The 24,657-nt window shown below is 51.6% G+C and carries 5 protein-coding genes; 3 read left to right on the top strand and 2 right to left on the bottom strand.

Annotation, left to right across the window (positions count from 1 at the left end):
- Window positions 1-153: 153 nt before the first annotated feature.
- Both BD749_RS07040 and BD749_RS07035 read left to right on the top strand, forming a co-directional pair.
- Window positions 154-10,431 carry a T9SS type B sorting domain-containing protein gene (locus tag BD749_RS07040; RefSeq protein WP_180336346.1) on the top strand — a complete coding sequence of 3,426 codons (10,278 nt, stop codon included), beginning with the start codon at window positions 154-156 and terminating at the stop codon, window positions 10,429-10,431.
- Between the two features lie 27 nt (window positions 10,432-10,458).
- Window positions 10,459-11,412 (top strand): PorP/SprF family type IX secretion system membrane protein, encoded by a 954-nt coding sequence (locus BD749_RS07035; protein ID WP_101443710.1) that lies wholly within the window; start codon window positions 10,459-10,461, stop codon window positions 11,410-11,412.
- A 709-nt stretch (window positions 11,413-12,121) separates the two neighbouring features.
- Here the strand turns inward: BD749_RS07035 and BD749_RS07025 are convergent.
- Window positions 12,122-14,710, bottom strand: a complete 2,589-nt coding sequence (locus BD749_RS07025) for a M14 family metallopeptidase (protein WP_101443708.1) — start codon at window positions 14,708-14,710, stop codon at window positions 12,122-12,124.
- 138 nt (window positions 14,711-14,848) lie between these two features.
- A complete protein-coding gene (locus BD749_RS07020) occupies window positions 14,849-15,670 on the bottom strand; it encodes a PepSY domain-containing protein (protein ID WP_101443707.1) in 822 nt (273 codons plus the stop codon).
- Between the two features lie 710 nt (window positions 15,671-16,380).
- Here BD749_RS07020 and BD749_RS07010 point away from each other — a divergent pair.
- Window positions 16,381-24,621, top strand: coding sequence for a PKD-like domain-containing protein (locus tag BD749_RS07010; RefSeq protein WP_143741238.1), 8,241 nt, complete (start codon window positions 16,381-16,383; stop codon window positions 24,619-24,621).
- The last annotated feature ends 36 nt before the right edge of the window (window positions 24,622-24,657 follow it).

Raw genomic sequence — 24,657 nt, 5'->3', positions numbered from 1 at the left:
GTTTAGCCTTCGCCAGATGTGTTACTTTATGCAGTCAAACCTATTTTATCAGCTTATGAAGACCTTTGAAGCAATTGAAACACTAAACCCGCCTGTATGGAAATAAACTCTACTCGAAAATTTACCCATCTTCTTGCGATTTTACTTTTAGGGATGCTACAGCTGCTAGCCTCCCCAAATGTGTTTGCGCAAGGGAATAACCAGGTGCCTACCTTCACGGTAGACTTGACTGGTAAACCCAACGGAGTTTGGGATTCAGGGTCAGTAAATAGAAGGGGACAGCTTTGCGGGGCAGAAAGCAACGAGAACTGCGTCCAGTTCAATATCATTCTGGACAGGAACGCGGCTGGCCTGGAGTTCGAGATTACCGATGGACCAGTTCCTTCCGGATCTATGGGATACCAGATCGATTGTGGCCCTCAGGTCCCCGTAGGCCAGCCAATTTGCGTGGACGGTACAGGTCCCCACATTCTTACGCTGTGTATGCCGGGTAATGCGAAGGGCTCATTCAGAATCAAATCCATTGCCGCCTTCGAGCCCCAAAATGATATTTCTGTTACAGCTGGCTGTAGTGCCATACTGAAAGCCCCAATTGCTTTCGAAGAAGCCTCCATCGTATGGAGAGATATTACGGGCGGCGGCATCTATAACAAATACCTGAGTGCTACCAGTGGTGTTTCTGAGGTGACAGTGACACCTGATGAAAATGCTCCAGCCTTCGTTGACTATGAAGTGTGTGGCCGCTCGGTGGCTTCGCCCTGCTCCTCATTGCCTTACTGCGATGTGGTGCGCGTTTGGTTCTACCCGCCTCCTGTTATTACCATAGGGCCTCAACCAGCCATTATTTGCCCTGGCGGAGGAAGTGTTCTTTTAACGGGTAATGTAACCGGGGGAGACGGCGTTTTTGACTACATCTGGTATGACCCCAGCGGAAACCAGGTCGGTAACAGCCAAAGTTACGCTGCGACTACTATTGGTACCTACAAGCTGGAAGTGCGCAACCGCAACTATCCGAATTGCCGTGAATTCTCGGCCTCCGTGGAGGTAGTGACCAACCTGACAGCTAATGCAGGACCTGATCAACTGGCCTGTTCCTCTGGCACAGTACAACTGGCAGGTACGATCACAGCAGCGCTTGGTGGCCGCTGGAGTACGAGCGGAACTGGTTCTTTCTCCAACGCCGATGACCTCAATGCCATTTATACCCCTTCAGCAGCTGACATCAGCAGAGGTTCCGTACGGCTCACCCTCACATCGACTGGCAACGGAAACTGCTCGCCGGTGCGCGATGAGGTGCTGATCACCTTTTATAATATGACAGTGGCCCTGGAGGGTACGCCCGTAATCTGTAACGGTACGAAAGGCACGATCACAGCGAATGTAACAGGCGCCCAGGGTGCCGTGCGCTACCTGTGGAGCAATGGGGCTACTACAGCTTCGATCAATGGATTGTCTGCCGGTAGCTACACTGTAACCGTAGCAGATGAAAAAGGCTGTGCCATATCGCAGTCGCTTACCATAACAGAGGTGACGGGCCCATCAGATTTTGCGGCCACGCCTACCAACCCCACCTGTGGCGCCAGCAATGGCCGCATCGTCGTGACGGGAGTGACTGCCGGAACAGGTACCTATACCTATAGCAAAGACGGCACGAACTTCCAGTCTTCCAATACTTTCAGCAATCTTGCGCCGGGCAATCACACCATCACCGTAAAAGACGCCAACGGTTGTACGTTTGCCAAGTCTTTCACACTGACCAATGTGCCTGGCCCAAGTGCGGTTACGGCCTCTTCAACTCCTGCCAGCTGCCAGAACAACGACGGTACCATTACGGCAGGCACCGTAACAGGCGGCACCGGTACCATGTCTTACTCCATCAACGGTACCACCTTCCAAGCTAGCAAGGAATTCTCCGGCGTGGCCGCAGGAACTTATACTGTAACTGCAAAGGATGCCAACGGCTGTATTATCACGACGACGGTTACAGTGGCGCAGGCTACCATCACCAACTTTACGGTAACGCCAACCGCGTCAACCTGCGGTAGCGCAAACGGTTCTGTGGCTATCTCGGATGTAGTAGGTGGTGTCGGCACGCTGGCGTATAGCAAAGACGGACAGACTTACCAGGCCTCTTCTACGTTGACTGGTTTCCTGGCTGGCACACATACTGTGTGGGTGCGCGACTCAAAAGGTTGCGTGTTCAGCAAGTCAGTGGTCATATCCAACATACCTGGACCAACCAACTTCACGGCCACACCAACTGCCTCTACCTGTGGCAACAGCAACGGGCAGATCGTGGTGAGCAATGTTGTTTCGAGCGGGAACAGAACCTTCTCTTACTCCATTAACGGCGGCGCTTTCCAGTCCTCAGCTACCTTTACGGGTCTGGCGGCGGGTACTTACACCATCGCAGTACGAGATGCCAATGGCTGTACATTCTCTAAGTCTGTAGCGGTAACAAATGTGGCCGGACCTACAGCAGTAGCTGTTACAGCCCAACCTGCCAGCTGCCGCAACAACGACGGTACCATTACGGCAGGCACCGTAACGGGCGGCACCGGCACCATGTCTTACTCTATCAACGGCACCACGTTCCAGGCTGGCACAACCTTTACAGGCCTGGCCTCCGGCAACTATACCCTGACGGCAAAAGATGCCAACGGTTGTACCACTACGGCCAGTGTGCGTGTAGAGCAGGTAATGCCGACCGATTTTACAGTTACACCAGCTGCGGCGACCTGCGGAAACCCGAACGGTTCTGTTGTAGTGAGTAATGTTGTAGGCGGGGTGGCACCTTATAAGTATAGCAGCAACGGCACTACCTTCCAGGACAATGCGACACTGACTGGTTTGGCCGAAGGAACTTATACCATCACAGTACAGGATGCCCGTGGTTGTACGATCTCAAAATCTGTGAATATCAGCAATGTGCCAGGTCCATCAGACTTTGCCTACACGACTGCTTCCTCTAGTTGCGGTGGTGCGAACGGGTCCATCACGGTAGGAGCTGTAACAGGCGGCACCGGCACCAAGACCTATGCCCTCAACGGAGGCAGCTTCCAGAGCTCCAATGTTTTCACAGGTCTGCTGGCTGGCACCTATACCATTGCGGTGAAAGATGCCAACAACTGTACTATTACAAAAGAGGTGACAGTAGGTGACGTGGCTGGTCCGAGCAACTTTGCCGCCACTGTGGAGAATACCACTTGTGGCGCTGCGAACGGCCAAATCACCGTAACGGGCGTGACGGGCGGAACAGGTAGCTATACCTATAGCCGCGATGGCGTGAATTTTCAGGCTTCGGCTACCTTTACTGGTCTGGCCGTGGGTGCGCACACCGTTACCGTGAAAGATGCCAAAGGCTGTACATTCGCCAAATCTTTCACCCTGACCAATGTGGCTGGCCCGTCAGCAGTGACGGCTACCGCACAGGCTGCCAGCTGCCAGAACAACGACGGTACCATTACTGTGGGCACTGTGACAGGCGGCACCGGTACCATGTCTTACTCCATCAACGGTACCACGTTCCAGGCTGGCAAGGTGTTCTCCGGTCTGGCGGCAGGAACTTATACCGTGACGGCGAAGGACGCCAATGGCTGTACCGTGACCAGACCGGTGACAGTGGGTACAAACGTGCCGACATCTTTCGCCTTCACCACCAATCCATCTACCTGCGGCAACAGTAACGGTACGATTACGGTAGGTACAGTGACTGGTGGTACGGCTCCATACCAGTACAGCAAAGACGGTCAGAGCTTCAGCAACAGCGCTACCCTTACCGGATTCTCAGCTACAACGCATACCGTTTGGGTGCGCGACAGCAAAGGTTGCGTGGTATCGCGCCAGGTGGCTGTGAGCAATGTAGCCGGTCCATCTGACATTGCTGCTTCAGCTGTTTCATCGAGCTGCGGTAATCCGAATGGCACCCTGACTGTAACAAGTGTGACCGGCGGGAAAGAAGGCTATACCTATAGTATAGACGGAACTGCTTTCCAGAGTGAGGCTACCTTCACGGGGCTGATGGCTGGCACGCATACCATTACCGTGAAAGACGCCAACGGCTGTACCTTTACCAAGTCATTTACAGTAACGGATGTAGCAGGCCCTGTATTCACGGCAAATGCGCAATCATCTAAGTGCGGCGCCAGCAATGGTAGCATAGCCGTTAGCAACGTAAATGGTGGTACTGCTCCGTTCTCTTACAGCCTCAACGGCGGTACTTTCCAAACAGGCACCGGCTTCACAAATCTGGCTGCTGGTACTTATACCATTGCCGTGAAAGATGCCAATGGTTGTACAGCCACGCAGGAGATTGAAGTAACAGACATCGCCGGACCATCTGACCTGACACTATCCTCCAAAGCATCTACCTGCGGCAGCGCCAACGGTTCAGTAACGGTTACTAACGTGGCAGGGGGCACAGCCCCTTATCAGTACAGCCTCAACGGTGGTACTTTCCAGGGCAGTGTGACCATCAGCAATGTGCTGGCCGGCACGCACCGCATCACAGTGCGCGACGCCAACAACTGTACTTTCACCAAAGAGATTGTTGTAACCGATGTTGCGGGACCATCTGATCTGACGGCCACCATGGTAGCATCCACTTGCGGCGCCAGCAACGGTACCATTACGGTAACCAATGTAACAGGCGGTGAGTCGGGCTATACCTATAGCAAGGACGGGGTGAACTTCCAGACAGAAACCACACTGACAGGTTTTGCAGCGGGCACACATGCCATCACGGTGAAAGATGCCAACGGCTGTACCTTCACGAAGTCGGTTGAAGTAACCAACATCGGCGGACCGACAGCAGTAGCGGTTTCTGCCACACCGGCCAGCTGTAACGACAACGACGGTACCATTACAGCCGGTGCAGTAACAGGCGGCACAGCGCCCTATACCTACTCTATCGATGGAACCACTTTCCAGACAGGTACCAGCTTTACGGGCCTTGCGGCAGGTAGCTATACCTTAACGGCGAAAGATGCCAGTGGCTGTATTGTTACAAGAACTGTAAACGTAGACACCAACGTACCAACTAACTTTGCCCACACAACGGTACCATCTACCTGCGGTCGCAGCGATGGTAGCATCACAGTGGGTGCTGTGACAGGCGGTACCGGTACCTATACCTACAGCATCAACAACGGCGGCTTCCAGTCTGGTACTACCTTCACCGGATTAGCCGCAGGCGCTCACCGCATCACAGTGCGCGATGCCAAAGGCTGTGTATTCACGAAGTCGGTTACGCTGGAGAACGTGGAGGGTCCGCAGTTCAGCGCCGCTACCACAAACACTACCTGCGGCAATAACAACGGCAGCATTTCAATAGGAGCCGTAACGGGTGGCGTAGCACCTTATACCTACAGCATCGACGGCTCCAGCTTCCAGAGCACGACAACTTTTGCCAATATAAAGGCAGGGGAGTATGCGGTTTCGGTGAAGGATGCCAACGGCTGTATCGGTACGGTAACGGTGCAAGTACAAGACATCGCCGGCCCATCTGATTTCACACTAGCTGGCGCGTCCTCGACTTGCGGTAATAGAAACGCGAGCATCCAAATTAGCGATGTAGTGGGCGGTACGGCTCCGTATACCTATAGCAAAGATGGTACGAACTTCCAGACTTCGGCCAATTTCGGTTCGCTGGCGGCTGGCGAGTACACCATCACGGTGAAAGACGCCAACGGTTGTTTCATTGCCAAGACCATCGAAGTAACCGATATACCTGGACCAAGCGAGCTTATACTGAGTAGCACTTCTTCTACCTGTGGTAGCGCCAATGGGGTGATCACGGTGAGTGGCGTGACCGGCGGTACTGCTGGCTATACCTACTCAATCAACGGCGGCGCCTTCCAGACAAGCACCCGCTTTGAGTCGGTGCTGGCTGGTAAGCACACCGTAACGGTTAAGGATGCCAACGGTTGTACTTTGAGCAGAGAAATCACAGTGACGGATATTGCCGGACCATCTGACCTGGCAGCTACCGCCAAAGCCACTACTTGCGGTGCCAGCAACGGTGAACTGACGATTACAGGAACAACGGGTGGCACAGCGCCTTATACCTACAGCAAAGATGGTGTGAACTTCCAGTCGGAGCTGACCCTGACGGGTTTTGCAGCAGGCACGCACACCATCACAGTAAAAGACGCCAACGGCTGTACTTTCGAGAAGGCTTTTGAAATCACGAATGTAGGTGGCCCGACGGCAGTAGCCGCTACGTCTGGCGCGGCCAGCTGCGCCGACAACGACGGTACCATCACAGCCGGCACGGTGACAGGTGGTGTTGCTCCTTATCAGTACAGCATTAACGGCACTACCTTCCAGAGCGGAACGGCATTCACAGGCCTTGCCTCCGGAAGCTATACCTTAACGGTGCGCGATGCCAACGGCTGTATCGTAACCAGAGCCGTGACCATCAACAAGAACATCCCGACGAACTTCGCCACAACCACTACCGCTACAACTTGCGGCAGCAACAACGGCACGATTACGGTGGGTGATGTAACCGGTGGTTTCGCTCCGTATACCTACAGCAAGGACGGAACCAACTTCCAGGCTTCGGCTACGCTGACTGGTTTTGTGGCAGGTACGCACACCATCACGGTGAAGGACGCCAAAGGCTGTACCTACGCCATGCAGGTGCAGGTGAGCGATATACCAGGCCCGTCTGAGTTGGCGATTACACTAAAAGCCAGCACCTGCGGCGACCCGAATGCTTCGTTCAACATTACGGGTGTAACGGGTGGCACGGCGCCTTATACCTACAGCATTGACGGCACGAACTTCCAGAGCGCATCTTCTTTTGCTGCTTTGGCTACCGGTACCTATAATGTAACAGTAAAAGACGCCAACGGCTGTACTTATACCCAGGCGGTAACGCTAGAGAACATCCCGGGACCGGTTGCCTTTGTGGCCACGGCCCAGTCTTCGAGCTGCGGTCGTGCGAATGGCAGCGTAACGGTAAGCGGTATCGAACTAGGCACTGCTCCTTATACCTACAGCAAAGACGGTGTGAACTTCCAGACCTCGGCTACCCTGACCGGATTGCTGGCTGGTGAGCATACCATCACGGTAAAAGATGCCAACGGCTGTACAGTGGCCAAAGTAGTGCGCATCGAAGATGTGCCTGGTCCAAGCGATATGACCCTGGCCAGCACGTCTTCTACCTGCGGCAGCGCCAACGGCACCATCTCCGTGCCAGGCGTTACGGGTGGAACAGCCGGCTATACCTATAGCATCAATGGTAGCGACTTCCAGTCAGGTACTGCCTTTGCATCGGTGCTTGCCGGTACTTATACCGTGACAGTGCGTGACGCCAACGGCTGTACCTTCAGTAAGGAAATCGTGGTGACCAACATCGCCGGACCTGCTGACCTGGTAGCTACTGCGAAATCCTCTACTTGTGGCGCTGCAAACGGTGAACTCACCCTGACAAACGTTTCAGGTGGAACGGCACCTTACAGCTACTCTATCGACGGCGTGAACTTCCAGGCTTCGGCTACCTTTACAGGTCTGCTGGCCGGAAACCACACCATCACGGTGAAGGACGCTAACGGTTGTACGTTTGCCAAAGCCTTCTCGGTAACGGATATTGCCGGTCCATCGGCAGTAGCGGTGAGTGCCCAGGCTGCCACCTGCGCTGACAACGACGGCCGCATCACGGCTGGCGCGGTAACGGGCGGTACGGCTCCTTACCAGTACAGCCTGAATGGCGGTGCCTTCCAGACCAGCACAGCTTTCACGGCACTGGCTTCCGGAGAGTATACCCTGACCGTTCGTGACGCCAACGGTTGCGAAACCACTACGACTGTGAAAGTTGACAAAGACGGTCCGGGTAGCTTTGTTGCGGCAACCAACAACTCAACTTGCGGCAGCGACAATGGCAGCATCCGGGTTACTTCGGTTAACGGCGGTGTAGCACCTTATACCTACAGCCTGAACGGCGGTGCTTTCCAAAGCGGCGCCAGCTTCTCGGGACTTGTGGCAGGAACTTACACCATCACTGTAAAAGACGCCAACAACTGTACCCACACCGAGACCATCACCATTACCAACGTAGCCGGTCCATCTGACCTAACTGCTTCTGCCCAGAACACAACCTGCGGCAACAGCAACGGACAGATCAGCGTGAGCAACGTGGCGGGCGGTACGGCTCCGTATACCTACAGCATCAACGGCACCAACTTCCAGTCATCAGCCAACTTTACAAGTCTGGCGGCTGGCGAGTACCTGGTAACCGTAAAAGATGCCAATGGCTGTACCTTCGCCAAGGCGGTGACGGTAACCAACACCGACGGCCCTTCAGGGTTCGCCACGACGACCAAAGCCTCTACTTGCGGCGCCAGCAATGGCAGTGTAACAATAGGTGCCGTAACCGGAGGACGTGCTCCTTATACCTACAGCAAGGATGGCACGAACTTCCAGACCTCAGCCGAACTGACAGGTATGGCAGCAGGAAACCACACCGTGTACATCAAAGACGCGAACGGTTGCGTGTTCGGCAAAGCGATCATCATCGAGAACATTGCCGGTCCTACTGAATTTGCCCTGACTGCCACAACAGCAACCTGCGGCGAAGCCAACGGTAGCATTACAGCAAGCGGCGTGAAAGGTGGCACGGCGCCGTATACCTACAGCCTGAACGGCGGTGCTTTCCAAAGCGATGCAGCCTTTGCGGCAGTTGCGCCAGGTGAGCATACCATTACGGTGCGCGACGCCAACGGCTGTACCATCGAGAAGAAAGTGGTTGTGGAGAACGTAGCGGGTCCATCTGCCCTGACTGCCAACACCACGGCAGCCTCCTGCAACGCCAACGACGGTACCATTACGGTAGCACAGGTAACAGGTGGCGCAGCTCCTTATACCTACTCCATCAACGGCTCTGCTTTCCAGGCTTCCGCTGCCTTTGCGGCGCTGGCGCCGGGTGAATACGAAGTGACAGTGAAAGACGCGAACGGCTGCAGCACCCTGACGACAGTAACCGTTGGTCAGAAAGGTCCAAAAGAAGCGACTGTGACAGCCAACAAAGCTGCCTGCGGCGTGTCAAACGGATCGATCACAGTGACAGCAGTAGACGGAGGCACAGCCCCCTATACCTACAGCCTGAACGGTGGCAGCTTCCAGTCTGCGGCTACTTTCGCCAACCTGGCAGCAGGTGCATACACCATCACTATTAAAGACGCCGAAGGCTGTACTATCACGGTAGAGCAGGCAGTTTCGAACAACGGCGGTGTAGAAAGCTTCACGGCTACCGGCACCGATGCCAGCTGCGGAGAGCGTAACGGCCGCATCGCCATCAGCGAAATTGTGGGTGGCAACGCACCTTATACCTACAGCCTCGACGGTACCAACTTTGTAACGGATGCTACTTTCACAGGTCTGGCCGAGGGCGAATACACAGTATACGTGAAGGACGCCAGCGGCTGTCTGCTGACAGAAACGGTAACACTCCAGAACAGCCCGATGCTGACCAATGCGAAGTTTACCGTATCGGCTGCCACTTGTGGCGATAAAGCTGGTGAGGTAACTGTGACCGAAGTAACAGGCGGTACGGCTCCTTATACCTACTCGCTTGACGGTACTAACTTCTCTGCTTCGGCCACATTGGAAAATGTAGCGGCGGGTAGCTATACCCTGATCGTGAAAGACGCGAAAGGCTGTACCTTCTCAGTGCCGGTAACAGTAGCTGGCATGTCGAGCAAAGTAGCGAACGTAAGCCACATCAGCTGCTTCGGCGAGAAGAACGGGGTGATCCTGATCGAGGCGACCGGCGGCGATGCAAACACAGAATACAGTATCGACAATGGTAAGACCTTCCAGAAGAGCCCAGAGTTCACGGGACTGGCCAAAGGCACTTATCAGGTCGTAACGCGCTTCTCTTCTACCTGCACCATTACACTGGGTGCCGTGGAGATCAAAGAGCCGGCTGCCCTGCAAGTGGAAATGGCCGTGACGGACGGGAAACCAAGCCAGCCAAACTCAGGCAGCGCCAAAGTAAGCGCGATCAGTGGAGGCACGGCACCTTACGTCTACTCCCTGAATGGCGGTGAGTTTGTAAACGAGTCGGAGTTCCTGAACCTGCGCGGTGGCAAGCACTACCTGAAAGTGCGCGATGCCAATGGCTGTATCACGGAGGTTGAGTTTGAGGTGATAAGCCTCGGCGAGCTGGACATACCGAACGGCTTCACCCCGAACGGCGACGGCATCAACGACACCTGGGTGATTCGCAACCTGCCGGAGACTTTCCCTAACTGCCGAGTAACAGTTTACAACCGTTGGGGTAGCCCGGTATTCGAATCGAAAGGATACGGCAAAGAGTGGGATGGTACGCATAACGGTAAACGTCTGCCGGACGGTACTTACTACGCCATCATCGAGTTCGGCGACGATACGCCGGCTGTCAAGACATCAGTGACCATCATGCGTTAAGTTTCGCCATTTTAGAAAGAGACCGTTATGAAAAATAATATCTTAATACTCTGCTTCCTGCTGATCGCCTTTACCGCGTCAGCCCAGCAGAAAGCCCTTTACTCACAGTACATGACCAATTACTTCATTCTCAACCCGGCAGTAGCCGGGTTCGAGAAGGATGTAAATATTAAAATGGGCTACCGCAACCAGTGGGTCGGCTTTGAAGGCGCTCCCAAAACTTTTTATGTGAGCGGAGAAGGCGCCTTGTTTAACCAGCACCTGAAGCGTAGCCGCAAGGCGCAGGGCTTCCATGGCGCAGGCGGTATGGTCTATACCGATCAAACCGGTCCCACTACCCGCACGGGAGCACTGGCATCGTATGCCTACCATGTGCCGCTGAACCGAAGCATCTACCTGTCGTCGGGGTTTTCTGCCGGTTTCCAGCAGTTTCGCTTCGATCCGGCCAAAGTGCGCCTGGCAGATGGCTCCAACGAGCGTGACCCTGTGACCAACCACGGTCGTGTAGATGCCTTTATGCCCGACCTGACCCTCGGAACTTTTATGCACTCCGAAGACTTTTACTTCGGTATTTCCCTCTTTCAGGTGCTTGGCAACAAGATACACGAGGTAGATGGGGGAGATGAAGTGAGCCGCCTGTCGCGCCATTGGTTTGTGTCGGGTGGGTATAACTTTGATGTGCACGATAAGATCCGCCTGATGCCTTCTGCTTTGCTGAAGTATGTGCAGGGTGCACCGGCCCAGGCCGACTTCAACATGAAAGCTGCCTACCACCTGAGCAAGCGCCGTCAGAAAACGGTCTATGACGACCAGGTATGGGCAGGTATTTCGTACCGCACCCAGGACGCGATTGTAGGCTTGGTGGGTGTGCAGTTTCAGGAACAGTTTCAGTTGAGCTATACCTACGACATCACCGTGTCGCGCATGCGCCACCAAAGTGCAGGTTCTCACGAGATTGTACTAGGCTATCGCTTCAAATAAGATCTAAGTCCATCTTTCACAAACCAAAAGGGCCAGCGCATTTGCGCTGGCCCTTTTGGTTTGTGAAATAGTTTATGGCCATAATGCTTGCCTTTTGAAGCAGAACATTTTGCAGGTATAGCCACCCGTTTTGTTGTATAGCTTCGCCTGTGCGGCGGGCACCTACTTTTTTTCTTGACAAAAAATCGAGGGCCCCTACCCCCACTCGCTGAACGCTCTTGACAGGGGGACCCCTTCACCCCCAACAGTGGAGCGCCATAAAGTGCACCTGGCACCGCTGTTTATTACATAGGTTCCGTGCAAGTTACCTTTGCTAAACCTGACAGTGGTGCGTACAACGCAGCTTATAATAACGAATTGGTAGTAGCAGAAGCTCCCCTCCTTGGACTACTGAGAACGTGAGTTCGAAGGTAGCGAGTGTAGCTCTGGGGGTAAGGGGTGGTTGGACCCGGTATAGAAGAGCTATACCTACAGCGCTTATACCTGTAAAACGGCAACAGTAGAAAGTCCCCCTTTGAAGGGGGCAGGGGGATGTTAATCGTGCAAGGCTCTCTCGAAACAGTGAGTACTGGGGCACCATGCTATACCTAAAAACAACAGAAATACCCTCTCTTACGAACAAATGCAGCCAGTGCTACTAAAGCCCTCCCCAATAAAAAAGGCCGATGCGCATGCACCGGCCTTTTTCAAACAAGAGGTTTATACCTGATTAATGGGCTTCTTCGTCGGCACGGGCGGAACCTCCGCTGATGATCTGTCCGAAGAAAATGCTGTTGAGGAACAACTTATTGGTGCCGAACCAGAATGCCCGGAAGTTCGGGTTGTCCGTCATACCGATCACCTTGCCGCTCCCCAATGCCGATACCGTAATAGCTGCGCTGTTACCCAATTGCTTCAGATTCGGTCTCGAAATGTAGCCGCTCAGCAAGGGGTTGGCTGTGTATACTACCGGGTTAGCATAAGGGCTCTTACTCGGTTCCATGAACAGACGGTTGTCGCGGAAGATAGGCAGTTTGCTGTTGTAGTAGCCGTAGCCCAGCGGGTGCGTCAGGTCGAGGTTCGTTTCGAAAATGGCACCACCGATCACCTGCGCACCAGTTGTGTTGCTCATGCTGGCGTAGGGCAGGCGGGAGGTGTTGCCGGAGGCTTCGCCCTGCTTAAAGCTGAAGTTACCGATCTTGTTATCCGCCAGCCAACGGGTGGCATTGCCCATACCGATCAGCGTACCGCCCTGCTGCACCCAGGTGCGCAGTTTCGTTTTGCCGATCTCCGATATGCTGCCGTAAGAGCCATCGGCCATCACGATCACATTGTAGCGGCTCAGGTCAATGCGGTTTACAGACTCAGCATTAACCAGGCTGGTGTTGATGTCGAAGCGGTGGTCGAGCAGGTGCCAGGCTTCGCCGGCGTCGTTGCTGTTGACACCATCCCCGATCAGCATGGCTACTTTGGGCTGCTGCAAGGTATAGATGCCCGGGCTGCCCAGGTTAATGCCTTCGGTAAATCCTGTGCTGATGGCGTGTACCATGATTCCGTTATCTTTTGCGATCTGCGTCATCAGTTCGTGTATGCGCTCGGCACTGTGCGGCTGACCTGTCACAGGTATCAGGATCGTACCGTAGTCGAATTGCTTCCCATTGGCGCCTGTAAACTTGTCAGTGGCTACTCGGGCCTGCAAACCGTGGTTGAAGAGTGTGTTCAGCGCTCTTGGGGCATAGTAGCCGTGCCATTCAAAGGCATAAGCGTAAGCGCTGTTGCCACCTACTACTTGCCCGGTCGGGAAGTCAACGGAGGTGAGCTTCTGGCCAAGCATGCCGCGCTTGAACTGGCCGGATTTGAGGTTGGCGTGTTCCAGGTTAAAGGCAAGCGGCAGCGTCCAGGCCGACACGTCGTAAAAGAGGCTGTCCTGGAATGAAGTGCGACGCTCGAACATTCCTTCGATCAGCTTGTACTGTGGCTGGTTGGTTGGCACGATGTAGCTATTCTCTGGCGTATAGGTTACGTTATTGATCGTGAATTTTTCCTGTGGACGGTAGATGTCGATCTGGTGCTGGTGGATGATCTCCGCCAGGTGGTAGGCACGGGCTGGATCTTTCTCGGCACTGAACACATAGGCACCGAACGGAGCCTTGGCAGAGGCTTTCAGGGCATCGCGGTAAAAATCACGCTGATGGGCCAGCAGCTCCTCGCGCATGTTCTGCATTGCCTCTAAGGTAGAGAGGGTAGTGGTAAACTGGTTGCGGATGGTGAAAGGGAAGGACAACACCCCGTTAACGCTTTCCTGCGCATGGCCTCTGGAACTGGCCTGTTCAAACAAAATACCGATGGCACCATTCACATCAGGGTAAGTGGAGCCTTTACCGTAATAAAAGTCATCGAAACTCTCCTCTGTGTAGTAGAACGACCCGATTTTATCTAATGCCTTGGCATGGAAGCCGGCGATTTTCTTGGTTAGTTCGTAGTTTTTGGCTGGTGTGAGCGGGTGGTTGCGGCTCGGTATACCTGGCTGAAAAAAGAAAGTGGAGTTGGTACCCATTTCGTGGTGGTCGGTGAGCACGTTTGGCTTCCACTCATGGAACTTAGCCAGTCTGCCTCTCGACTCTGGGTGCTGCAGGGGCAGCCAGTCACGGTTCAGGTCGAACCAGTAGTGGTTGGTGCGGCCGCGTGGCCAGGCCTCGGCAAACTCCTCGCTGTTTGGGTCTGTCACCAGGTTTTTGCCGCGGTGCGTGTTCACCCAACTGGCAAATCGGTTCAGCCCGTCCGGGTTAATGGAGGGATCAATCAGGATAACGGTTTCGTTGAGTAGCTTCTCAATCTCAGGCCCCTGAGCAGCAGCCAGGTGGTACACAGCCAGCAAAGAGGCATTGCTACCACTCGGCTCGTTGCCATGCACGCTGTAGCCCATCCACACCACGCCCGGCATGTTTTTGATATCGAGTTTGCCCGATGCGTTCGGGTCGGTCAGCTGGCGATGCTGCTCTTTTATGCGCTGAATGTTTTTGTGGTTCTCCGGTGAGGTGATGGTAAGCAGGTATAGCGGGCGGTTCTCGTGGGTGCGCGCATACTCCTCAATGGTAATACGGTCGGAGAGTTCCGCCATTTGCCGCATGTACATGGCCAGTTGGTCATGGCTCACATGCCACTCGCCTACGTTGTAGCCCAGTATATCCTTAGGAGTGGGAAATTCTTTGTTGTAGCTTACGTCCTGCGGGAGGTAGTAGGAGAGGTCTGCCTGCGCCATGGTCCACTGGCTCAGAAAGAGCAGTGCCGCCGTGGCGAGCGCATAGATTTTCTTCATGGGTACGGTTGTTTTAAGGGTGATCGTGATAATAGGTTAGCTATGCAATTTCCCCTTTTGCCTCGCCTTTTCCAAAAATAAAAGCCCTGCCGGCGGGGCAGGGCTTAAAGCAGGGTACATACCGCATGCCGGTGCAGTTTAACGCATGATAGGGCGCCTGTGCTCTTGTTGCCGCTGCGTAGTATGGCGACGTGCACCACTGCTCGCAAAATAAAGCGCGAAACCCGACAGAATTGTGACGATACCGGCGATGGAGAACACACGAAGCAGCAGATTGCCAAAATTATCGCGCCCCTGGTAGTCCATAGTGTGCAGCATCCAGAGGAAGTCGAACACACGCCATTTGTCGTTTCGGAACTTGGTGACCACGCCCTGTTCGGCTGCGACATACACGGTGGTTTTGGTAGGGTGCTCCATGGTAACAGCCCAGGCAGGCAGGGAGCTACCCCGGTACTCATGGTGTCCGTTTATATTCTCATCTGTAACATATTCTGTTTTAGCTACTGCCGCCACATCCACAAAATTTTGACGGGCAAGTTCAATGGCCTCCTGCTCGGTCAGTGCAGGACGCAGCTTGCCGGTTGCCGCCTCGGCAAGCTGCGTACGAGCCCTCACCTGGCCATGATTGTGGCCTGTTTCGCTGCTGGCAGCGGAGGTATGGTCAGTGTTTTCATGGTAAGCGATCTGGTAATGGGGTTTCCCCAGGATGTCGATCACTTTGACGGACGTGACCAGGGCATTGGTTGGCAACTGTGCCATTACCATCGCAGGCGATACCAGTTCTGTGTTGTGTGGAAGAGCCATACCGCCTGGCTTTCGCTGCAGATCTCCGTGAATTTCATCTATATCGCTAAAGCTAAAATAGATGCCGCCGATGGTCCACATTACGAACTGTATACCTGTGATCAGGCCCAGGTAGCGGTGTGTTTTGCGGATGCGGAGATGGGTTCTTCTTTTCATAAAGCCTTTAGTTACAGCTATCAATATACAGGATCAAATTACTTTCTGCAAATGCAAATTACGGTGCCATTGAAGTAAGCTTTTGCTGAAACGCTGCTTTTAGAGGCGAATTTTTTAAGTGGTTTTTTAAAAATTACACATCAATTTTAGTGCAATTTTTATACCTGTAATCCAATATATATAAGTATTCATATTTACGTTTGAATAACAAGGAGGGCCTTATTGCGTCAATCTGCAAAAAAATAAGTATTTAACACCAGGTAAACTGCAGTGCAATTTATTAGATTATTATTTTAAATTTTTAGAATTTATTTATGTAAATTCCTTATAATTATACCTTAAGTATGAAACTTTTATATTTAATAAAGGTATCATAAGCTAATTACGCTACCCTTAATAGTAAAACCTGTGAGTAATTTAGCCGAAAGTTTGCCAGGAATGTACCTGTTCAAAGCGGGTCGTCCATGCCAGCCAGCATTATCTGGCTCATCAATGCTTCTTTTTCCCCCGCCACAATGATGAAACCCGGCTAACTGTGCCTGCTGGGCCAGTAAAAGCCTGATCCTTACGGAATAGCTCCTCAAAAGAGCCCTGCGCCTCCCTCCGAAGCTCCTAAAGAGCCTTCGCATGATCCCTTTTGCCCTTTGTATCAGAAAACAAGCACCAAAACCCTAATAGTGTGCTCGCATCTCACCTTAACCCTTGAGTATATGAGAAAGAATTTTACACAATTGATTAGTAATGTATCCCGCACCAAAAGCTTTGTAATCGCCCTCACCAGCCTGATGATTCTGGCTGGTTCTATGTATTTAATGGCGGCTGTGGGTGTGACCTTAACGGGAGGTGGGGCCTTTCCCGTCTCTGCTGATTTAGCTGCGAATGCAACACTCACAACTCCGGGTTATACAACAGTAGGAACAATTGCCATTCAAGAAGAAGTTAGTGGCGATTTTGCATCAAGTGGTAATATTGTGTTGAGAGCACCTGTAGGGTGGCGATTTAGGGGTTCAGGTGTTACGCCTGCTGTATCTTTATTTAATGATACTGGAAATTCTTCTATCTCTGTTGGATCGGCCACTTATAGTGCGGATGGATCAACCATCACTATCCCATTGGTAGTGAGTGGAGTAAACAAGCGTGAGCAGATTATTATCTCAGGTGTTCAAGTTCAGGCCGTAGATGGAAGTAATATGCCAGGTACTGGAAGCATAAGAGTAGAGGTAGCGAATGGTGCTGTAATTTCAGGTTTACCTACTACTTTATCTCATTCTATCTCCCAAAAAGCAGGTTCAGTAAAACAGCTTTCTTTCATCACGCAGCCATCTGATGTGCTGCTGGGTGAACCCATAACTCCTGCAGTACAAGTTCAGGCTAGAGATCAGTTTGGTAATATAGTGCTAACTCCTAGTATCTCCCTAGCGCTTGGATCCAATCCAAGTGGCGGCAATCTTTCAGGAGGCACTTCCTCTATTACAAATGGTATAGTTACCTTCTCAGGCTATAGCATCAATAGAGTAGGAAATGGCTATACACTTTCTGCCTCTAGTGCAGGGGCCCCTAGTGTCACAAGCAACACTTTTACAGTCAACAATAAGAAACCTGCTATTATTAGCGTGAGCGGGTGTTTGTCAGCTGGTGACCCTGCCACTATAGTAACAATAACTGGTACTAACTTCGTGGTGGGGGCTACTGTGTTAGTAGATGGGCAGTCAAGAGCAGCCACAGTCTCAAATTCTACAACCCTTACAACCTCTTTAACTGCTGCCGAGTTAGCTTCTGCAATAAATTTGTCTATTATAGTTAAGAATCCTGCTCCAGCTCAAGACAATGGCGAGTCAGAGGCGTTCAGCAAGGCTGTTATCGCATTGCAGCCTGCAGGTACTATTTCTGGTGTAGATGAAGTTTGTCCAGGCGAATCAGATATTGAATTTTCGGTGCCTACAAACAGTGACGTTACTTCTTACCAATGGACAGTTGTGTCAGGTGATGCGACCATTGCTTCTGGAGGCAATACCAGAACTGCACATATAAACTTTGGCAATACTGCCGGCACTGTGCAAGTATCAGTAGTAGCTTTCAACACGTGTGGCAAATCAGGCCCTGCCACAACTCACACTATCACAATCAAGCCAACACCTGTTATTACGGTGTCTGCGCAGAATGATAATACTGCTGTATGCCAGGGAGAATCTGTTGTTTTAACAGCTGCTGGGGCAAACTCTTACGTTTGGTCTGGTACAGATATAGCGGCTGGCACAACAGGTAGCACACTGACTGTAACACCTTCAGTCACTACTACCTATACCGTTATAGGTACCACAGATAACTGTCCCTCTGCACCAAAGTCAATCACAATTGAAGTAACACCTGCTCTAACACAACAAGATATAGCAGGTACAGCTGAATACTGTCATAATGCGCAAGCCACTGCCCTAACCGTAGTAACTTCTGGAGGTGGCAGTACTACTAAATCCTATAAGTGGGAACAAAGTGCTACTGGCAATGAAGGCACCTGGACACAAGTAGCAACAACAGAGAGCTATACACCATTGACTAATGTGGTGGGTTCAACTTTTTACCGAAGAACTGTGTCTGCCGGAGAATGCGCTTTGACAACATCAAACTTTGAAGTGGTTGTAAAATCTAACCCAACCATTGAGGTTAGCGCAGATGCAAACGCAATTTGCCAGGGTGAAGCTGTCGAGCTAACTGCATCTGGTGCCGATAGCTATATTTGGTCGGGTACAGGTATACCTGCAGCGTCAACTGGTCCTAAAGTTACAGTTACACCCACTGCCACAACCACTTATACTGTGATTGGGGTAACAAATGGCTGCCAGTCTGCTCCCCAGCCAATCACTATAACAGTTACGCCTGCACTTACGCAAGGGACTGTCACTGGCAACACACAGTACTGCCAGACAGCTGGTGGCACTGGTACAGCATTAACCAGCACGGTGAGTGGTGGCGTTACAGCTAAGTCATACCGTTGGGAGCAAAGCGCAAGTGCTGACGGACCATGGGAAGACGCACTTGGTACAAACAATGCCCCAAGCTATACGCCTTCTGTAGCTACTGCAGGAACCGTTTATTATAGAAGGGTGGTAGAGTCAGGTAGTTGTACCAGCTATGGATCACCGGTGGCGGTGACAGTTACCCCATCCATAACAAACACCATTACATCAGACAATCAGGTAGTGTGCTCCGGCGAAACGATAGCTCAGATTATAGGAACCGTTACGGGAGGCAAACCGGGTGAGGTAAGCTACCAATGGGAGCAGAGTGCGAATGGCACCACCGGTTGGGAAAATGCGCCAGGTGCCAGCAGCGCACTTAACTATACACCGGAAGCAGAAGTGTTAACCACCTCCAAAACGACTTACTACAGACGCAAGGTAATTTCCGGTAACTGCACCAGCTTTAGCGAGCCTGTGAGTGTCAGAATTGTGGCGATGCCAATTGCTAAGATATTGGATGGACCGAATGATTATTTCTGTCCACCAGCCTTGTCTACCTTAACTGCAGAAGAAGACCCAGATTACAGCTATACTTGGTTCAGAGTTGCAGAAGAAGGCAGTGATGTGCAGGTTGGGACGGATCAGAATACCTATACGACTAACGTAGAGGGCTCATATTATGTGGTTGTGAGGGGGGAGAATGGTTGTACATCCACTTCTGCTCCAACTCAGGTTAAGTCGACCATTATGTACACCAACATCATATCTGGTGCGCAAACAATCTGCTACAACACGGTGCCTTCTACATTGCAAGGCGAAGAGTCAAAGTCTGATTTGGGAATTGTTACATATGAGTGGCAGGTAAGTGTCGATGGAACTAACTTCTCCAAAATAAACAACTCAAACGTTCAAAACCTGAATTTAAACACTGCATTAACTGCTGACCGTTGGTACCGCAGAATTGCCCGTGTAGGCTCAGGTTGCTCTATCACAAGCTCGCCCATAAAAGTGACCGTTAAGCCTTTGTTGCGTGTCACAAATCTGCCAGGTACAACACCTGCCATTTGTAACAACACAGCTTATACCTTCACCCCTGAAGGCAGCGAAGGAAGCAAGACGATTAGCTGGACGCGTGCCGCAGTACAAGGTATTAGCAATGATGCCGCTAGTGGCACAGGCGGTATCAATGAAACTTTGGTTAACACGTTAACTGCGCCTGTCAACGTAACCTATGTATATACCACGAGTGATGATGAAGGATGTACTGGGCCCGCACAGAACCTGGTTGTGCGCGTCAATCCAACTCCTGTATTGAGCAGCTTACTCACGCCTCCTGCCATCTGTGGAGGAACTGAGTTTGAATACATAGCAAACAGTGCTACAGCAGGTACAACTTACACTTGGGTACGCAAGCCAGCAGCAGGTATAACCACAGCGGCTCCTGAAAGTGGCAATGGCGCCAGGGTAGAACACGTGTTGACAAACACAACTGCAGATCCAATTGATGTAACCTATACCTATACCCTGACAGCTAACGGTTGCTCCAATACCCAGGATGTGATAGTAACAGTGAACCCACGCCCTCAGTTGAGCAGTACACTTACACCTCCAGCCATATGCAGCGGGGCCACTTTCAGCTATACACCAGCCAGCGAGACAGATGGTACCACCTTCTCCTGGACCAGGGTCGCAGCAACAGGCATTACCAGCGCTGATCCAACCAGTGGTACAGGAAATATCAGTCAGGCGTTAGTGAACACTACAGTCAACCCAATCAATGTGACTTACCGTGTTACGACAAGCGCCAATGGCTGCGCTGGCACTACAGAAAGTGTTGTGGTAACAGTGAATCCAAGTCCGAAATTAAGCACACTGCTCACAGGCAGTGTATGTAGTGGTAGCACCTTCAGCTACGAACCAGCCAGTGCGACCCCGGGTGCCACTTTCTCCTGGACCAGGGCAGCTTCGGGTGGAAATACAGCCTCCAGCGGAGCAGGTAATATTGATGAAGTGCTCACCAACTCGACCACAGCGCCGATTACAGTAACTTACGAAATCACGACACGGGCCAATGGCTGCAGCGGCGAACCACAGCAGTTGGTTGTAACTGTTAATCCACGTCCAGTCTTAAGTAGTGCACTCACACAAACCGTATGTAGTGGTTCAGCATTTACCTACACTCCTGCAAGCGCTACAACCGGAGCTACTTATACCTGGACAAGAGCAGCTGTGCCAGGTATATCGAACGCGGCAGTAACGAATGGAACCGGCTCCGTAAACGAAACGCTGGTGAACACCACGGCAAATCCGATTGACGTAATCTACGTTTATACTACAACTGCTAATGGCTGCGCCGGGAATTCAACTCAGAATCTAGTGGTAACTGTTAACCCAAGACCACAGCTGAGCAGCACGCTCATACCTGCCGCTATCTGTAGTGGAACATCGTTTAGCTACGAACCTGCAAGTGCTACTGAGGGTGCCACATTCTCCTGGACTAGAGCGGCTGTTACAAACATCAGCAATCCAGCTGTAACTACGCCGGTCGCAGGCGCTGTAAATGAAAACTTGGTGAATACTGGAACGGCTCCGGTTACCGTAACTTACCGTTATACCACTACTTATGCATCGAATGGTAGTTCATGTGCAGGTACTGTGCAAGAGGTAAAAGTAGTTGTAAACCCCTCACCAAAACTGAGCAGCTTGCTTGCCACTAGCGTTTGTAGTGGAACACCATTAAGCTATACTCCGGCAAGTGCCACCACCGGAACCACATTCACATGGGAGCGACTGCCAGCTACAGGTATAACCAGTGATGGTGCGGTTTCAGGCTCTGGTCCAATCAACCAGACATTGACCAATAACACATCAAACTTTATTAATGTTACTTTCAGAATAACCAGTAGCGCGAATGGTTGTACAGGTCTTACGGAAGATGTTGTTGTACAGGTGAATCCAAAGCCAGTAGCTACTTTCGCAGCTAAGATAGGTACTGCAGACGCTGGCTCAACCATATATTCCGATGGCGGCAATGTAACCTTCACTCCAACAGGAGCAACAGGAGGTGCGTTCTCAGTTGTTTCTCCAGCTGGTTTGTCTGGCTTCACTACGAGTGGTTCTACTGCTACGTTGAACCCATGTACTGCACTAGGTGAGGAAACTTCCAGGCAGGTGACTATCCGTTACACGGTTTCCCAGGGTTCTGGAGGCAATGCCTGTAGCAATTTTGAGGATATTACTTATACGCTCCGACGTTCTAACTACACGGTTATTGTCCTGGCAGACCCTTACCCAACTTGCCGCGGCCAGGTTACGGAGTACACAGCTTACGTGTATAAAGACGTGACACGGATAATATACCCGTACCTGGCCGATGCAAATGGCATTGCAGTAGATTTAAATGGCAATAAGCTAGGTGACCAGACTTTGCCAATTACAAATCCGGACTATCCTTTCCCTAATAAGGAAAGCATGCCAAAAATTCTATATGATAACGCCTGGCGCTATTTCCAACCGAAAGTAGAAGGAGGTACATTGATGCCTGCATCGAACTTTAATTACCAATGGACTAAGAACAGGACTAACTTCTTTGGGGCTAACGCTCCTACTATCCAAAATGCAGGTCTGTCATCTCTGGATTACTATGCAGTGGAAGTGACAAGCAAAAACAGTAATTGCGCTCAGCCTATCACATCCAAGATGACGAACAGAATGTATACCTCTGCCACTGTAAATTATGAAGTTGCTTTGAAGACAGATAAAGCTGTTATCTGCCAGGGAGAGGGAATCACGATGACCGCTGATCTAAATGATGCATTCTCATTCTGGGGGGATATTAGCCTGACGCTTTACTGGATGCTGGACCGTGGAGGAGTAGTATCACAATTAGGTCAAACAGAGTACAAGAGCGGTGACAACATACAGTTTCCTACACCAGGGCCAGCGGGTGGTTTCCTTGATGGAGACAAAGTTTTTATAGAGTTCAGCTCTGCCCTCGACCAATATAACAATGCAAATAAATGTGCCAGAGGCTTTATTACGAACGTTGTTCCGATTACAGTAGTCGGTGCGCAGACGGTAAACGGCGGAGGTGCTTTCTGCCAGGGTGGAGTAGGCGTTCCTGTTAGCCTGGCCGGTTCACAGCAAAACGTGTTCTACCAGCTCAAGCGAGATGGCCAGCCAGTAGGTAGTCCGGTGGCAGGTACAGGCAGCGCCCTGAGTTTTGGTAACCAGACCGTAGCCGGTGCCTACACAGTAGAGGCATTAGCTAACACTGCTGTAGCATCTTGTCTCACATTCGGGCCAGTTAACGTCTACGTCACGCCGCAGCCTGTTGCGCATACGCTCACAGCAGCAAACAATGGCGAATATTGTGCTGGTGGCAACGGTGTAGCCATTACACTTGGCGGCTCGCAAAGCGATGTAAGATACCAGCTGCAGCGAACTGTGAATGGCTCAACTGCAAATGTAGGAGAAGAAGTTATGGGCACTGGCCAGCCCATTGTGTTCCCAAATCAGACGGTTGCCGGTGAGTACAGCGTATTAGCCACTACAGTAGCACAGGATGGAACGGTAGCTGCTTGTCCGCTGCCAATGGGTAAGGCCACGATTATTATCAATCCTATACCTACGGTTGCTGTAAACAGTCCGTCTACATGTGCAGGTACCCCAGTAGAAGTCGCCGCTACACCAATTGTTGGCACAGCTCCGTTCAACTATACCTGGACCGTTCCAGCAGGAGCAACAAATCCTGGAAACACTTCAAGCTTCACGACCATGGTTCCGGGCACTTATACAGTTACGGTGACAGACGCTAAGTCCTGCGCCATGAGTGCGCCTGTCAGCACCACAGTAGTAGTGAAAGAGCTGCCGACAGTAACAGTGAATAGTGTTACAATGTGTGCGAATGATGACCCTACAACTATTGAGGCGGTAGCTAGCAATGGATCAGGTAATTACAGCTATGCCTGGACAGTACCAAACGGAGTTGTCAATCCTGGAAACGTTGCATCATTCGCCACTAAGGTAGAAGGCCAATATACGGTTCTTGTAACAGATAATGAATCCTGCACAAGTGAGCCCGTGGTTGGCACAGTAACGGTGACCCCTATGAAAACCACTGTCGCGAAGATCACTGCAGAGAATGCAAATGGACCAATAGAAGAACCGACGAACCCAATTGGTATTAACGAACCAGTTACTTTTACAGTATCAATGCTGCCAAATGTAAATCAGGCTGATATCATAGGGTATAGATGGTCAGTAGGTAGCCTTGCTTCAGATATCTGGGCTGTCAAACAAACAAGCTCGAGTAACAAATTCGAGATGACACCTACAACTACTGAACCTTTTGACGTAAAGGCTGAAGTATTGACTGTTGGATCTGCTTGCTATATACCAATAGTAGCCTTTACAGAGCAACCTATCATCCCACTCCCAGTCGAACTCCTCTACTTCAACGCCACTAAGCGTGGAAGCGATGTTGTGCTGGACTGGGCGACAGCTTCGGAACTCGACAACAAGGGTTTTGAGGTGCAGGTGTCAAGTGATGCGAAGAACTTCCGGGCATTGAGTTTTGTAGAGTCCAAAGTCAATACAACGAGCTTGAAACAGGTATATAGCTTTGTAGACAAGGAAAAAGGCAAGCAAGGCGTCCGCTACTACCGACTCAAGCAGGTGGACCTGGATGGCAAGTTTGAGATCTTTAACATCAAAGCGGTGCACTTCGATGAAGTGTCGATGAACAAGGTGAAGGCTTACCCGAACCCATTCCACTCTGAAGTGGAGCTGAGCATCGATGCGGAACTGGACGGTGAACTGCAGATCACTGTGACCACAGCTACAGGGCAGCAGTTGCTGCAACGCAGTGTGCAGGTGGCAAGGGGCACTAACATCGAGAAGCTCACGCTCGATCCGGACCTGCCACGCGGGGTATACATTATCTCGACCCGAATGGGCGATTTTAACAGTCATTTCAAATTACTCAAACAATAGACTATTAGGGTTTAATAAGAAAACCCCGGGTATTTT

Source organism: Pontibacter ramchanderi, assembly GCF_002846395.1.
GTDB lineage: Bacteria > Bacteroidota > Bacteroidia > Cytophagales > Hymenobacteraceae > Pontibacter > Pontibacter ramchanderi.
Note: the sequence above shows the minus strand (reverse complement) of the source record. Positions and strands in the feature narration are given on the sequence as shown.

What these genes read in the sequence shown, in the direction of transcription:
- BD749_RS07040 (WP_180336346.1), top strand. Translation starts at nt 154, where the DNA reads ATGCTACAGCTGCTAGCCTCCCCAAATGTGTTTGCGCAAGGGAATAAC.
- BD749_RS07035 (WP_101443710.1), top strand. Translation starts at nt 10,459, where the DNA reads ATGAAAAATAATATCTTAATACTCTGCTTCCTGCTGATCGCCTTTACC.
- BD749_RS07025 (WP_101443708.1), bottom strand. Translation starts at nt 14,710, where the DNA reads ATGAAGAAAATCTATGCGCTCGCCACGGCGGCACTGCTCTTTCTGAGC.
- BD749_RS07020 (WP_101443707.1), bottom strand. Translation starts at nt 15,670, where the DNA reads ATGAAAAGAAGAACCCATCTCCGCATCCGCAAAACACACCGCTACCTG.
- BD749_RS07010 (WP_143741238.1), top strand. Translation starts at nt 16,381, where the DNA reads ATGAGAAAGAATTTTACACAATTGATTAGTAATGTATCCCGCACCAAA.